Annotated in this window: 13 protein-coding genes; 10 read left to right on the forward strand and 3 right to left on the reverse strand. The window is 70.8% G+C overall.

Annotated elements, in window-relative coordinates; genetic code table 11:
* Positions 1-3 precede the first annotated feature (3 nt).
* Positions 4-2,424 carry an FxSxx-COOH system tetratricopeptide repeat protein gene (fxsT, locus tag AB0C12_RS37835; RefSeq protein WP_360555300.1) on the reverse strand — a complete coding sequence of 807 codons (2,421 nt, stop codon included), beginning with the start codon at positions 2,422-2,424 and terminating at the stop codon, positions 4-6.
* Between the two features lie 104 nt (positions 2,425-2,528).
* Between fxsT and AB0C12_RS37840 the strand changes: the two genes are divergently transcribed.
* Positions 2,529-2,846, forward strand: a complete 318-nt coding sequence (locus AB0C12_RS37840) for an STAS domain-containing protein (protein WP_360555302.1) — start codon at positions 2,529-2,531, stop codon at positions 2,844-2,846.
* A 325-nt stretch (positions 2,847-3,171) separates the two neighbouring features.
* Here the strand turns inward: AB0C12_RS37840 and AB0C12_RS37845 are convergent, their stop codons facing one another.
* Complete coding sequence (locus AB0C12_RS37845; protein WP_360555303.1) at positions 3,172-3,711, reverse strand: snapalysin family zinc-dependent metalloprotease; 540 nt, start codon at positions 3,709-3,711, stop codon at positions 3,172-3,174.
* 110 nt (positions 3,712-3,821) lie between these two features.
* Complete coding sequence (locus tag AB0C12_RS37850; RefSeq protein ID WP_360555305.1) at positions 3,822-5,147, reverse strand: MFS transporter; 1,326 nt, start codon at positions 5,145-5,147, stop codon at positions 3,822-3,824.
* Positions 5,148-5,199: 52 nt separating this feature from the next.
* Here AB0C12_RS37850 and AB0C12_RS37855 point away from each other — a divergent pair, with 52 nt between their 5' ends.
* From AB0C12_RS37855 to pilO, 9 genes are all read left to right on the forward strand, one after another.
* On the forward strand, positions 5,200-6,183 hold the full coding sequence (locus tag AB0C12_RS37855; protein ID WP_360555307.1) for a helix-turn-helix domain-containing protein: 984 nt from the start codon (positions 5,200-5,202) through the stop codon (positions 6,181-6,183).
* 89 nt (positions 6,184-6,272) lie between these two features.
* Complete coding sequence (locus tag AB0C12_RS37860) at positions 6,273-7,937, forward strand: ATPase, T2SS/T4P/T4SS family (RefSeq protein ID WP_360555309.1); 1,665 nt, start codon at positions 6,273-6,275, stop codon at positions 7,935-7,937.
* A gap of 132 nt (positions 7,938-8,069) precedes the next feature.
* Positions 8,070-9,206, forward strand: a complete 1,137-nt coding sequence (locus AB0C12_RS37865) for a type IV pilus twitching motility protein PilT (RefSeq protein ID WP_360555311.1) — start codon at positions 8,070-8,072, stop codon at positions 9,204-9,206.
* A 1-nt stretch (position 9,207) separates the two neighbouring features.
* A complete protein-coding gene (locus AB0C12_RS37870) occupies positions 9,208-10,440 on the forward strand; it encodes a type II secretion system F family protein (RefSeq protein WP_360555313.1) in 1,233 nt (410 codons plus the stop codon).
* A 97-nt stretch (positions 10,441-10,537) separates the two neighbouring features.
* Entirely contained in the window at positions 10,538-11,026 is a 489-nt protein-coding gene (locus AB0C12_RS37875) for a prepilin-type N-terminal cleavage/methylation domain-containing protein (protein ID WP_360555314.1), read from the forward strand.
* A gap of 90 nt (positions 11,027-11,116) precedes the next feature.
* The gene (locus tag AB0C12_RS37880) at positions 11,117-11,902 is read left to right on the forward strand and encodes a prepilin peptidase (protein ID WP_360555316.1); all 786 of its coding nucleotides are present in this window, start codon (positions 11,117-11,119) and stop codon (positions 11,900-11,902) included.
* 15 nt (positions 11,903-11,917) lie between these two features.
* Positions 11,918-12,943 carry a type IV pilus assembly protein PilM gene (gene pilM / locus AB0C12_RS37885; protein WP_360555318.1) on the forward strand — a complete coding sequence of 342 codons (1,026 nt, stop codon included), beginning with the start codon at positions 11,918-11,920 and terminating at the stop codon, positions 12,941-12,943.
* Positions 12,943-13,656, forward strand: coding sequence for a hypothetical protein (locus AB0C12_RS37890; protein ID WP_360555320.1), 714 nt, complete (start codon positions 12,943-12,945; stop codon positions 13,654-13,656). Before pilM ends, AB0C12_RS37890 begins: the two co-directional genes overlap by 1 nt.
* Positions 13,656-14,258: a type 4a pilus biogenesis protein PilO gene (pilO, locus tag AB0C12_RS37895; protein ID WP_360555322.1), complete on the forward strand. Its 603-nt coding sequence runs from the start codon at positions 13,656-13,658 to the stop codon at positions 14,256-14,258. Before AB0C12_RS37890 ends, pilO begins: the two co-directional genes overlap by 1 nt.
* Positions 14,259-14,287 lie beyond the last annotated feature (29 nt).

Here is a 14,287-nt window from a genome sequence, read left to right on the forward strand (position 1 = left end):
GTCCTACAGCGGCGGGGGCTCGATCTCGGTCTCCAGGCGGGCCCCGGCCAGGGCCCGGGCCAGCAACGGGTGGCCCTCGCCGTACGCCTTCTGCAGCTCCTCGACGGCGGCGTGCATCGACGGCTCGTCACCGGCGTCCAGCGCCACGTTGAACGCGCAGGCCAGCGTGTCCGGATGCGAGGCTCCGCGCAACGCCCGCGACCGGGAGACCGTGTCCAGGGCGATCTCTCGGGCCTGCTGCGCGTCGCCGGTGGCCAGCAGGTCGGCGGCCAGGCCGTTCGCGCAGCTCAGCGTGAACGGGTGATCGGCGCCGACGCTGCGCCGCAGCCCGCCCAGCGCCTCGGTGTCGATTGTGCGGGCCTCGGCGAACCGGCCACCGGCCCGGACCACTCCGGCCAGGTCCGCCGCCGCGGCCAGCGTGAACGGATGCTCGTCGCCCAGCACCGCGTGATAGCGGACCACCGCGCGTTCCAGCAGCCGGTGCGCCTCCTCCAGGTCCCCGTCCTCGCGGGCACAGTTGGCCAGCGAGACCAGCGCACCGAGCGTCTCCACGTTCAGGTCGCCGAACTTTTGCCGGTACAGCTCCACGTTGGTCGCGGCCAGCTCGCGGGCCTGCGGCAGCCCACGCCGGCGCGCCGCGATGGCCGCGAACCGGCCGGCCCACAACGCCATCGGATGGTCGGCGCCGAGCGCTTCGGCTTGCCCGTTGGACAGCAGCGCCGTGGCGCCCGCGTAGTCACCGAGGCCGAACAGGTCGAACGCCAGCCCGGCGCGGGACGACAGGGTCTCGGGATGACCCTCCACGAAGATCATCTGCCGGTGCCGCAGCACCTGCTCGTCCAGCGCTCGGGCCCCGCGGAAGTCGCCCAGCAGCCGCAGGTCCACGGCCAGGTTGTTGGCGCAGCGCAACGCGGTCGGGAAGCTCTCGCCGAACAACCGGCGGTAGCGCACCAGGTTGTCGGCGTCGAGCTGCCGGGCCTGGCCGAAGTGGCCCTGCATCCGCAGATCGGCACCGACGCTGTTGGCCGTGGCCAGGGTCGTCTCGTCGTCGCCGCCCAGCGCCTCCCGCTGCGAGCGCAGGGTCTGCGCGTTCAGGGCCCGGGCGTCCGCCGTACGGCCGACCGCCCGCAACGCGTTGGCCAGGTGGAACGAGGCCAGCAGGGTCTGCTCGTCGGTCTCGCCGAGACTGTCCCGCCAGCGCGCCACCGCCTGCGCCGCCAGGTCCCGGCTGGAGTCCCAGTCGCCCCGGGCGTACAGGAAACGGATGCAGTTGATCACGAGCTGGCGGATCTCCTCGGCATCGCCGCCGAGCACGTCGGAGTGCACCAGGTGCGGGACGATGGCCGCGTACCGGGGCCAGTGGGTGGGGTTGTCCGGGTCGCCCGGGTCCGCGGCCGCGAGCATGGCCCGGACCGTGCGCAGCAGGGCGGCGTGCCGCTCCGAGCTGAGCTGCTGGCCGAGCATGCCCCGGACCAGCGGATGCACCAGCAGACTGTCACCGGGCGGGTCGAGCTCGCCCAGCCCGTACCGGCCGATCAGGCGCAGCGCGGCCTTGAGCCGGCGTTCGATGCGCACCGTGCCGGCCAGCTCCGGCGACACCAGGCCGCGGGCCGCCCAGAGCAGCTCCCACGACACGGGTGCGCTGGCCAGGAAGGCACAGAGCTCCAGCAGCTCGGAGGCGGCGGGCGAGGCGTCCCGCAGCGAGTCGGCGGCCAGCCCCCACGCCACCCGGATCGGCGTCGGGAAGGCCAGCGCGGCGGCCCGCTCGTCGTAGTGCCGCAGGTAGTCGCCGACGCTCCAGCCCGTCGCCGTGCGGACCGCGGCGGCCAGATCCAGCGCCATGGGCACGTCGTCGAGCCGCTCGGACAGCCGCTCGGCGTCGTCGGTGGACAGCTCCGCGGTGCGCCGGCGCAGGAAGTCGACGCTGTCCGAACGGTCGAACACCGGCACCGGCACGGCCTGCGCCACCTCGGACGTCCACCGCGGATTGCGGGACGTGACCAGCACATGCCCGGCGCCGCTGGGCAGGTAGGGCTTGATGTCCTCGGGCCGGTTCGCGTTCTCGAAGACGACCAGCCAGTTCCGGTACGGCTCGCCGCGGCTCAGCGCGTCCCGGACCGCGCCGAGCGTGCGGTTGATGTCGCGGGCCTCGGGCAGCTTGAGCTCACTGGCCAGCCCGACCAGCGCGGCGCGCATGCCGGCGGTCTGCTCGGCCGGGATCCACCAGACCAGGTCGTAGGTGTCGGCGTAGCGATAGGCGTACTCGACGGCGAGCTGGGTGCGCCCGGTGCCACCGAGCTGATGCTCGGCCGCCGGCAGCAGCACCACCGGGCCGTTGCCGAGCAGCCCGCGCACGTCGGCGAGCAGGCCCTCCCGGCCGACAAAACGCGGATTGCGCGGCGGCAGCCCACCCCGGATCGGCACGCCGCCCTCCCCACTGGTGACTCGGCCATCTACTGTCGTTGTGCCGATTACCGTACGTGGAATCATCACCACAGCGGAAGCTTGCGCCGAACGGAAAGGCCCCGGTGTCCGAAGAACCCGTAACCAGTCTCGACCGCGACGCCGACGTGGTCACCGTGCGCCTGCACGGCGAGATCGACGTCCTGAACGTCGACCAGGTGCGCGTCTGTCTGGTGGAGGCGCTGGAGAGCCGGCCGGCCACGATCGTGGTCGACCTGGCCGAGCTGTCCTTCATCGACTCGACCGGCCTGGGCGCGATCATCTTCGGCTTCCAGCGGGCCCGGGACCAGGGCGTGGAGTTCCAGCTGGCCCATCCGAGCCGTGGGGTGCGGCAGATCCTGGTGCTGAGCGGGGTGCTCGAAGTCGTCACCCTGACCGAATGACAAGGATCAAGAGCTTCATGTCGTAGGTCCGTGCGGATAACTGACCGTCGCTCCCGCCGAGAGCGGTCGCTGCGCTCCCTGCCAGGTGCGGGACCACTCGCCCTCGCCCGCCCAGCGGGCACCCCCCGGCTACGCCTCCACCCCCGCGCGACGCATCACGCCGGCTCGGCTCGGCTCAGCTAGATCTTGGTAGAAAGCGGCCGCATACAAGGGCCGGAATTTACCAAGATCTCGCGGGGCGCGTCCTCGGCCGCGGGCTGAAGGTGACGCGCTCTCAGACCTGGATCGGGCGCGGACCGGTGGCCCGCGCCCGAGGGAAGCAGGGTCAGCCGACCCAGACGAATTCGCGGGCCGGGATCGACGCCGCCACCGCCGCTGAGCGGAAGTTGTTGTTCACCGTGTTCGCCTCGGTGGTGTTCGGATTGGGGTTGCGGCAGGAGACCGGGGCGCTGCTGCCGGACATCAGGTCGGTGCACAGACCGGTACGGCGGTCCGGCAGGCCGAGGATGTGGCCGAACTCGTGGGCCGCGATCCGGGGCGTGTAGTAGCCCTGGTTGACCGCCTCACGGCCCATGTACCAGCGGCCGTTGCCGAGCGAGGTCGAGTAGGTGCGGGGCCAGCCGTTGTCCGCGTACACCCGGATGTTGGGGGTCCGGCCGGCCGGGACGGGCTGGAGCTGGACGTTGGTGACCCGGCTGTTCCAGATCTGGGCGCCCTGGTTGACGACCGAGACGAACTCCTGGGCCTGGCTGGCGTCGTAGTACAGGATGCGGGGTGCCGCGGCGGCCGGCCCGGCGGTGGTGACCTGCAGGCCGACCAGCATCGCGACGGCTGCCAGCGCGGCGAACAGTCTCTTGCGCAGCATCGGGGGTCCTCCCTGGGGGTGTGGGACGGGGGTGTCCACACCGTAGCCAGAAAGTGACGATTGTCGATGCATGGCGGCCATACCGGTTGCCGCCTCTCGCCATGTGATGGCTACGAGGCGGGCGCGGCCGAGGTGGTGGCGGCCGGGAACGCCAGGCCGATACCGGGGCCGGCCGGACCCACGTCCTTGCGGCGCTTGCCCAGCAGCAGCATCAGCGAGAGCAGCGAGGCCAGCAGGGCCAGCGCGCCGGCGCCGTACCAGGCCGCGTCGTAGTTGCCGAGCTGGTCGCGGACCAGGCCGGCCGAGGTGGCCGCGATCGCCGCGCCGAACTGGTGCGAGGCGAAGACCCAGCCGAAGACCACCGCACCGCTGGCCCCGAAGTATTCCCGGCACAGGGCGACCGTCGGCGGCACGGTGGCCACCCAGTCCAGCCCGTAGAACAGGATGAACACCACCATCGAGGGGTGCGCGGTCGCGGCGAACAGAGACGGGAGCACCAGCAGGGACAGCCCGCGCAGCGCGTAGTAGCCGGCCAGCAGCCAGCGGCTGTCCACCCGGTCGGTGAGCCAGCCGGAGGCGATGGTGCCGATGATGTCGAACAGGCCGACCAGCGCGAGCAGGCTCGCCGCGGTGGTCGGGGCCATCCCGTGGTCGTGCGCGGCCGGGATGAAGTGGGTGCCGATCAGCCCGTTGGTGGTCGCCCCGCAGATCGCGAAGCCGCCCGCGAGCAGCCAGAACGGCCGGGTCCGGGCGGCCTGACCCAGGGAACGCAACGCGACACGCACCGCACCGCCGGGCGCCACCGCGGGCAGCGAGGCCACATCGTCGGGCCCGGCGCCGTACGCGGTCACCCCGAGGTCGGTGGGCCGGTCCCGCAGCCGCCACCAGACCAGCGGCACCACCGACAGCGCGACCGCCGCCACGGTCAGCGCGGCGACCCGCCAGCCGTGAGCGCCGGTGAGCCGGGCCAGCAGCGGCAGGAAGACCAGCTGCCCGGCCGCGCCGCCGGCGGTCAGCACGCCCACGACGAGTCCGCGCCGGGCCACGAACCAGCGGTTGGCCACGACCGCCACGAAGCCCAGCGCCATCGAGCCGGTGCCGAGCCCGACCAGCACGCCCCAGCAGAGGATCAGCTGCCAGCTCTGCTGCATGAAGACGGTCAGCCCGCTGCCGGCCGAGACGAGCACCAGCGCGCCGGCCACCACCCGGCGGATGCCGAGCTTCTCCATCAGGGCCGCGGCGAAGGGGGCGGTGAGGCCGTAGAGCAGGAGGTTGACCGAGACCGCCGCGGAGATCGTGCCCAGCGACCAGCCGAACTCGTCGTGCAGCGGTTGCAGCATCACCGACGGGGTGGCGCGGAAGCCGGCCGCACCGACCAGCGCGATGAAGGCGACGGCGGCGACGAGCCAGGCGGGATGAAGACGGCGAAGGGTCACCCGATCATTCTGCGGAGGTGGGGACGGACGGACGAGTGGCCGGGAGGCCATCATGCGCAAGAATCGGGCCATGGTGCATTCCGTGGCGATGCTGGCCCTCGACGGTGTGGTCGGTTTCGACCTCGGCGTCCCCCCGCAGGTCTTCGGCGCGGCCCGTGATCCCGGCAACCGCTTCCTCTACTCGGTGACCACCTGCGGCGACGGCCCCGGCCCGGTACGCCCCGAGCGCGGCGGCTTCCAGATCGTCCCGGACCACGACCTGAGCCCGCTGGCCACCGCCGACACCGTGCTGGTGCCCGGGGTCAGCGGTGGCAGCACGATGACTGACGGCAAGGTCTCGCCGGCCGTCACCGAGGCCCTGCGCGCCGCCCACGCCCGCGGCGCCCGGATCATCTCCATCTGCACCGGCGCCTCGGTGCTGGCCGCGGCCGGCCTGCTCGACGGGCGCACCGCCGCCAGCCACTGGGCCTGGGCCAAGCGGCTGACCCGGCTGTACCCGCAGGTCGACTGGGACTTCGACGTGCTGTTCGTGGACGACGGCGACGTGCTCACCTCGGCCGGGGTGGCCGCGGGCGTGGACCTGTGCCTGCACGTGATCCGCCAGGACCACGGCAGCTCGGTGGCCAACCAGGCGGCCCGGCGCTGCGTGGTGGCCCCCTGGCGCGACGGCGGCCAGGCCCAGTACATCGAGCAGCCGGTGCCCGCGGTGGCAGGCGCCGGCACCGAACCGGCCCGGGCCTGGGCGCTGAGCCGGCTGGCCGAGCAGCTGAGCCTGGAGGAGCTGGCCGGGCACGCCCGGATGAGCGTGCGCACGTTCACCCGCCGGTTCCGCGACGAGACCGGGCTCAGCCCGCTGCAGTGGCTCCTCCAGCAGCGGGTGGCCCACGCCCGGTTGCTGCTGGAGTCGACGGATCTCAGCATCGACGTGGTGGCCCGGCGGTCCGGGCTGGGCAGCGCGACAGCCCTGCGCCAGCACCTGCGGGCGACGATCGGGGTCGCGCCGTCGGCCTACCGGCGGGCATTCCGGCAGACGTGACGTCCAGCCAGCCCCGGCGGCCTCAGGAACGGGCATAAGTGTCCGATGGGACGGACGTACCCCGAACGTACCGTTTCCCTGAGGATGTCATGGACCAGACCTTCCGCCCGCTGCTTGACGCGCTCAAGCAGATCGGCATCGACCCGGTCGCGGTGGACGCCGCGGCCGACGAGGCCCAGCGCAGCGGACGTTCGGTACGCGCCGTTCTCATCAACGACCAGGTCGTCACCGAGGAGCAGCTCACCTCGGCCGCCGCGGCCGCGTTCGGCATCAACACCCTCGACCTGGTCGGTTACTCGCCCGACCCGGCCGCGCTCAAGCGCATCCCGCTCCCGGTGGTTCTGCGCCACCGCGTGCTCGGCCTCGCGATCAACGACGGCGAGCTGGTCGTCGGCGTGACCGATCCCGGCGACGTGGTCGCTCTCGACGACATCCGCGCCTCCACCGGCATGACCATCCGCCCGGTCGTGGTGGCCCGCAGCGAGGTCCGCCGGATCATCGAGCGACTGCAGCGCGAGTCCAGCGACCTGGGCGACCTGGCCGACAGCTCGCTCGACGAGCAGCCGATGGTGGCCCAGGCGACCAGCGCGGACGACGCGCCGATCGTGCGGTACGTCAACAACCTGATCGAGCAGGCCGTCCAGAACCGTGCGTCGGACCTGCACCTGGAGCCGACCGAGGACGAGATGCGGGTGCGCTACCGCATCGACGGCGTGCTGCACGAGCTCGACACGGTGCCGCGCGGCGTGATGGCGGCGCTGACCTCCCGTCTGAAGATCATGTCAGGGGTGGACATCACCGAGCGGCGTGTCCCCCAGAACGGCCGGATCACGGTCACCATCCGGGACCGGCAGGTGGACCTCCGGACGGCGACGCTGCCGACCGTATGGGGCGAGAAGATCGTGCTCCGGGTGCTCGACACCGGCGGCATCGACCTGGACCTGGCCAAGCTCGGGTTCACCCAGCACAACCTGAACCGCTTCTCCGAGTCCTTCTCCAAACCGCACGGCATGCTCCTGGTGACCGGCCCCACCGGCTCCGGAAAATCCACCACCCTGTACGCGACCCTGGGCCGGATCAGCAAGCCGGAGATCAACGTCATCACCGTTGAGGACCCGGTCGAGTACCGCCTGCGTGGCGTCAACCAGGTCCAGGTGAACGCCAAGGCCGGACTGACGTTCGCGGCGGTGCTCCCGGCGATCCTGCGCTCCGACCCCGACGTCGTACTGATCGGCGAGATCCGCGACGGCAACACCGCCCAGATCGCGGTTGAGGCGTCGCTCACCGGCCACCTCGTCCTGTCCACCCTGCACACCAACGACGCCCCCGGCGCGGTCACCCGGCTCACCGAGATGGGCATCGAGCCGTTCCTGGTCGGTTCGTCACTGGACTGTGTGCTGGCCCAGCGGCTGGCCCGGCGGCTCTGCGACTGGTGCAAGGAGGCGTACCGGCCGACCGACGAGGAGCTCGAGGGCGCCCGCTGGCCGGTGCACGACCTCAAGATCCCCGAAGCGCTCTACCGGCCGGTGGGCTGCCGCAACTGCGCCAACACCGGCTACCGCGGCCGGGTCGCGCTGCACGAGGTCATGCCGATCTCGCCGGAGATCGAGTCGCTGGCCATCCGCCGGGCCTCCTCCAACGAGATCCGCGACGTGGCCCTCGACCAGGGCATGTACGAGCTTCGCTCGGACGGCCTGGCCAAGGCGGCCGGCGGGCTCACCTCCATCCGCGAAGTCTCGCGCGTCGCGGTCTGACCGGCGGGGGCGGGCAGAGTATCGCGCGCTCCGAGCGCCCGTGGATTTCTCGCGAAAACCGTCCTAAACCAGCTCCCCGCGATGCCGAATGAATAGGCGTCAGACTTCACGACGAGATTGCCGGTGCAGCTCATGTACACGCTCGACCACGAGGTACCGCCGCAGGCGGCACCGGTTGACCCGGCCGCGCCCGGCCCGGGCGACCTGGCCGTGCTGGACCAGATGCTGATCTCGCTCGTCGAGGCCCGCGGCTCCGACCTGCATCTGACCGTCGGCTCTCCGCCGATGATCCGCGTCGACGGCACCCTGCGGGCGCTGCCCGGCTACGGCAAGCTGAACTCCGCCGACACCGCCCTGCTGGCCCGCGCCGCCGTCTCCGCCCAGCAGTGGGAGACCTTCGAGCGCGACCAGGAGATGGACTTCGCACACAGCATCACCGGGGTCTCCCGGTTCCGCGGCAACCTCTACATCCAGCGCAACTCCTGTGGCGTGGTCTTCCGGGCCATCCCGCACACCATCAAGCCGCTGGACGAGCTGGGCATGCCGGACTCCGTGTCCCGCTTCGCGCACCTGCCGCGCGGCCTGGTGCTGGTGACCGGCCCGACCGGCTCGGGCAAGACCACCACTCTGGCCTCGGTGCTGGACCTGGCCAACCGCAGTCGCGCCGCGCACATCATCACCATCGAGGACCCGATCGAGTTCCTGCACCCGCACAAGCGCAGCCTGGTCAACCAGCGGGAGGTCGGGTCCGACACGGAGACCTTCCCGCAGGCACTCAAGCACGCCCTGCGCCAGGATCCCGACATCATCCTGGTCGGCGAGCTGCGTGACCTGGAGACGACCGCGACAGCGCTGACCGCCGCGGAGACCGGTCACCTCGTACTGGCGACGCTGCACACGCAGAGCGCGACCCAGACGATCGACCGCGTCATCGACATCTTCCCCCCGCACCAGCAGCTGCAGATCCGGGCCCAGCTGGCGGCCAGCCTGCAGGGCGTCGTCACCCAAGCGCTGGCGCCACGGGCCGACGGCAAGGGCCGGACGGTGATCTGCGAGATCCTCACCGCGACACCGGCCATCCGGAGCCTGATCCGCGAGGGCAAGTCCCACCAGATCCCGTCCTTCATGCAGGCCGGCGGCAACGACGGCATGTTGGCGTTCGACCAGCATCTGGCCGAGCGCGTCCGGGAGGGCGTGGTCTCCATGCAGGCCGCCCTCGAGATCTGCCACTCCCAGGAAGAGCTCAAGCGCCTGATCGGACGGATGTGACATGCCGGCCACCAAGACCTTCCACTACAACAGCATCGACGCCAACGGCCGCAAGTCGAAAGGCACCGTCGAGGCGGCCAACGAGACCGCCGCCACGCACGCGCTGCGGCAGCGCGGCGAGACCCCGCTCGAGCTGACCCAGGCCGGCCAGGGCCTCAACCGGGACCTCAAGATCCCGGGTCTGGGCAACCGGACCAAGCTGAAGGACCTGGCCGTCTTCGCCCGGCAGTTCTCCACGATGACCGGGTCGGGCATGTCGCTGTTGCGTTCGCTGGCGATCCTCGAGGAGCAGACCAGCGCGGTCCCGCTCAAACGGGCGACCGGCGAGATGCGTACCGATGTGGCCGGTGGCGTGTCGCTCTCGGCCGCCATGGCCAAGCACGACAAGGTCTTCCCCCGCCTGATGGTCGCGATGATCCGCGCCGGCGAGGCGGGCGGCATGATCGACAGCGCGCTGGAGCAGATCGCCGCCAGCCTGGAGAAGGACACCGCGCTCCGCGGCAAGATCAAAGGCGCGCTGACCTATCCGGCGATCGTGCTGGCGTTCACCTTCGTCATGATCGCCGCTGTGCTGATCTTCATCGTCCCGATCTTCGAGGCGATGTTCAAGAATCTCGGCGGCGAGCTGCCGGCCATCACGCAGTTCCTGGTCGACACCAGTCACAACATGTGGTGGATCGGGCCGCTGGCGCTCGGCCTCGGCATCGGTGGGGCGGTCTTCTACAAGCGCAAGATGCGCGCGAGCGAAGAGTTCCGCCTCAAGGTCGACAAGGTGAAGCTCGGCATGCCGGTCTTCGGTCCGCTCTTCCGCAAGCTGGCGATGAGCCGGTTCTCGCGCAACCTGGGCCTGCTGCTCAACGTCGGCGTACCGGTCATGCAGGCGCTCTCCGTGGTCGGCGAGACCACCGGCAACGAGATCATCAATATCGCCATGCGCGACGTCCAGTCGGCCGTACGCGACGGGCAGCCGATGTCCTCGGCCATGCGGCAGCACAAAGTCTTCCCCGAGATGGTCACCCAGATGATCGAAGTGGGCGAAGAAAGCGGTCAAATCAGTCAGATGCTCGACAAGGTTGCCGATTTCTATGACAGGGAAGTCGACAGCGCCGCCGAGTCCCTGACCGCTTCGATCGAACCGATCATGGTCCTCGTCATGGGCTCCGTGGTCGGCGGAATGGTGATCTGTCTCTACCTACCGATGTTCACCATTTACCAGAACATCCAGGGCAACTGACGCCCTGGGCGAGAAAGCGACCGGTCTCCGGTCGACGTCGGGCGCCCGAGCCCGAGCAACCCCATCCCCACCCCTGACGCCACTGGAGGCACCCCAAATGCAGGACATCATCAGCCGGATGCGCGCGAAGAAGCAGGACGAGGGCTTCACCCTCATCGAGCTCCTGGTCGTCGTGGTCATCATCGGTGTGCTGGTCGCCATCGCCGTCCCGGTCTACCTGAACTACCGCCAGGGCGCCGCCGACAAGTCGGCCCAGTCCGACGTGCGCGGCGCGGTCAGCGCGGTCGAGCAGTGGTACACGGACAACGGCAACACGTACCCGGACGGCCCCACCGCGGTGCAGAAGGTCAGCTTCAGTCTCGAGAGCACCGCCGTGCCGGCCACCGCCGCCACTCCCAAGCACGTCACGCTCTCCGACAACACCGAGATGATCTACAAGAAGACCTCGACCACCGGCACGGCCGGCAGCTACAAGATCTGTGCCGTCAACAGCGGCGGCACCGGCAACGTGTACGTGTACGACAGCTCCAAGGGCGGCTCGGTCAAGGCCGACAAGTCCCTCGCCAACCTCGCGGCCTGCAGCTGACGTTCCACCGCTCCCGAACAACCCCGTCCCGGGTGGCGCCGACCGCGGCGTCACCCGGGTCATCCACTCAGTAGACCGAGGAGGATCGTCATGCCCCAGCCCATGTTGCTCGGCATCGTCGCTCTGCTCGGCCTCGCGGTGGGCTCGTTCCTCAACGTCGTCATCCACCGCGTTCCCCGCGACGAATCCCTGATCCGCCCCGGCTCGCACTGCCCGCAATGCGGCGCGGCGGTCCGCAACCGGCACAACGTGCCGGTGCTCGGCTGGCTGCTGCTGCGCGGCCGGTGCGCCGACTGCCGTACCCCGATCAGCGTCCGCTATCCGCTGGTCGAAGCCGGCACCGCGGCCCTCTTCGTGGCCGTGGCCGCCCGATTCGGCCTGTCCTGGGCCCTGCCCGCCTACCTCTACCTGGCCGCCGTAGCGATCGCCCTCGCTCTGATCGACCTCGACGTGATGCGGCTGCCGAACGCCATCGTGCTGCCGTCCTACCTGGTCGCGGCCGCACTGCTGGTGCCGGCCGCGCTGCTCGGCGACGGGCCGGCCCCGATCGTCCGCGGGCTCGCCGCCGCCGCGCTGCTCTGGCTCCTCTATCGCGGGCTGGCCCACTTCGGCGGCATGGGCGGCGGCGACGTCAAGCTCGCGCCCCTGCTCGGCTTCTACCTCGGCTGGCTGGGCTGGGGCCCGGTAGCGGTCGGTGCCTTCGCGGCGTTCCTGCTCGGCGGGGTCGTCGGCGTGACGCTGATGGCCACCCGGCTGGCCGGTCGCAAGAGCCGGATCCCGTTCGGGCCGTACATGCTCGCCGGCGCCTTCCTGGCCGTCTTCGCCGCGGCACCGATCACCGACTGGTACGCATCCCTGCTCCTCCCCACCGCCTGACGAGGAAGGAAACCGATGGCTGGCGTCAATCCGATCGGGCTGGACATCGGCTCGTCGTCCATCCGCGCCGTGGAGGTCCGCCGCGCGAAGGACGAGTACTCCCTGAGCAACTTCGGCCAGGTGCCGCTGCCCCCGGGCACCGTGCAGGGCGGCGTGCTCGAGGACCCGATCGCGGTCACCTCGGCCCTCAAGCAGCTCTGGGCCGCCTGCAAGTTCACCACCAAGAAGGTCATGCTGGGCGTCACCAACCCGCAGCTGGTGGTTCGCGAGACCTCCGTCTCCAATCTGCCCGCCAAGGAGATGCGCAGGTCGTTGCCCTTCCAGGTGCGCGACATGCTGCCGCTGGCGGTCGAGCGCTCCCTGCTGGACTTCCGCCCGCTCGAGGATCCGGGCGACAGCCCCACCGTGCGCGGGCTGCTGATCGCCATGCCCAAGGACGCCGTGATGGCGCTGGTCGACGCCGTGGAGAAGGCCGGACTGCGCGTGGTCAACGTCGACCTGGGCTCGTTCGCGATGCTGCGGGCCGCGTCCCGGCTGGATTCCCAGGTCGAGGCCATCGTGGACATCGGTGCCGAGGTCACCAGCGTGGTCGTGCACGCCGACGGCGAGCCGCTGATCGTCCGCACCGTGCCGCGCGGCGGCGTCGAGATCACCGCCAGCATCGCCACCCGGCTCGGCACCACGCCGGCGGAGGCCGAGGCGCTCAAGTGCCGCTACGGCCTGCACGGCGACGACCGGCCGGACACCGCGGCCGCGGTCGCCGACGCGATCCGGCCGCTGGTCAACGAGCTGCGCAGCTCGTTCACCTACCTGGCCTCCGGTGAGCGGCAGAAGCAGGTCACCCGGGTCTCCCTGTGCGGTGGCAGTTCCCTGATGCCGGGCCTGGCCGAGCACATCCAGAATCAGCTCGGAGTCCAGGTCATGTACGCCGACGCCGCCGGCCGCCTGCGCGACACGCGCGCGGCCCGCCAGCACGGATTCGACAGTTTCGTGCCGTCGGCAGCGGTGTCGATCGGCCTGACCCTGGGAGCGGCAGCCTGATGGCCACGACCCTGATGCCGATCGATCCGGCCGTATCGACCCAGCGGGCCAACCGGATCCCGATGATCTCGGCGAGCCTGCTGCCCGAGGAGACCATTGCCGCCCGCCGGGCCCGCCGCGCCCTGATCTGGGTGGTCGTGATGGTCGTCCTCGTCACCGCGCTGTGCGCGGCCTGGTTCACCATGGCCCGCCGCGACAAGCTGGCCGCCGAACGCGACCTCGACGCGGCCACGGTCAAGGTCACGGACCTCCAGCGCGAGCAGCGCAGCTATGCCAAGACCGTGCAGGTGCAGAACGAGATCACCGCACTCAGCACCCAGCTCAAGGCGGTGATGGCGGACGACCTCGACTGGAGTGCCCTGCTGAACACGGTCCGCAACGCCGGCGCACCGTCGGGAATCCAGGTCGACGGCGTGAACGGCCGGATCAACGGCGCGGAGGGTGGCGAGACCTCCGCGGCCAACACGCTGCCCCGCACGAACAGCACGGCCGCCGTCGGCTCCCTCACGGTGTCCGGATCCGGGCCGGACAAGCAGGCTGTCGCCGCGTACGTCGACGCCCTGGCCAAGGAGACCGTGGTCGCGAACCCGTACATCACGAGTGTGGCGACGGACGACAAGAACGGGGTCACGTTCAGCCTCACCGTCGACATCACGCAGACGGCGCTCTGCGGCCGGTTCACCCAAGCGTGCAAGCCCGCAGGAGGTAAGTGATGCGTACCCGGCACGCCGACCGGCTGTGGTTGATCGCCGGTGTGGCCGTCGTCGCCCTGCTGGTGGTCGTCACCTGGCTGCTGCTCGTCGGCCCCCAACGTACCGAGGCCGCGGACCTGCGGGAACAGACCGGTACGACCGAGACCCAGGCTGCCCAGCTGCGCGCGCGGACCGCCAAGCTGGCGGCTGCCCAGGCGCAGATCGGCGAACTCACCCGCCAGCGCAACGCCAACGCGGCCGCGCTGCCCGCCGGGTCCAGCGTGCCGGCGTTCCTGCGCCAGTTGCAGTCGTCGGGCACCAAGGTGGGGGTCGACGTCAGCGGTGTCACCGTCGGGCTGCCGACGGCGGAGAAGGACGTGCCCGGAGTCTGGTCCCTGCCGATCCAGCTCACCGCGGAGGGGCCCGTCGCCAAGCTCGGCGCGTTTCTCGATGAGCTGCAGGACTCCGGCCAGAAGCGAGCGGTGCTGATCCAGACCGCTGGTCTCAGCGACGAGAGCGGCGACGTCAAGGGCGCGGCCCGGACGATGAGTCTCAGCCTCAGCTTGAAGGCATTCGTGGCGCCACCGGCCGGAGCCGGGGCCCCGGTCGTCACCTCGGACTGAACCGGCGGCACGAGCCCGGCAAAGGCTCA

It is taken from the genome of Actinoplanes sp. NPDC048967, from assembly GCF_040649415.1.
GTDB lineage: Bacteria > Actinomycetota > Actinomycetes > Mycobacteriales > Micromonosporaceae > Actinoplanes.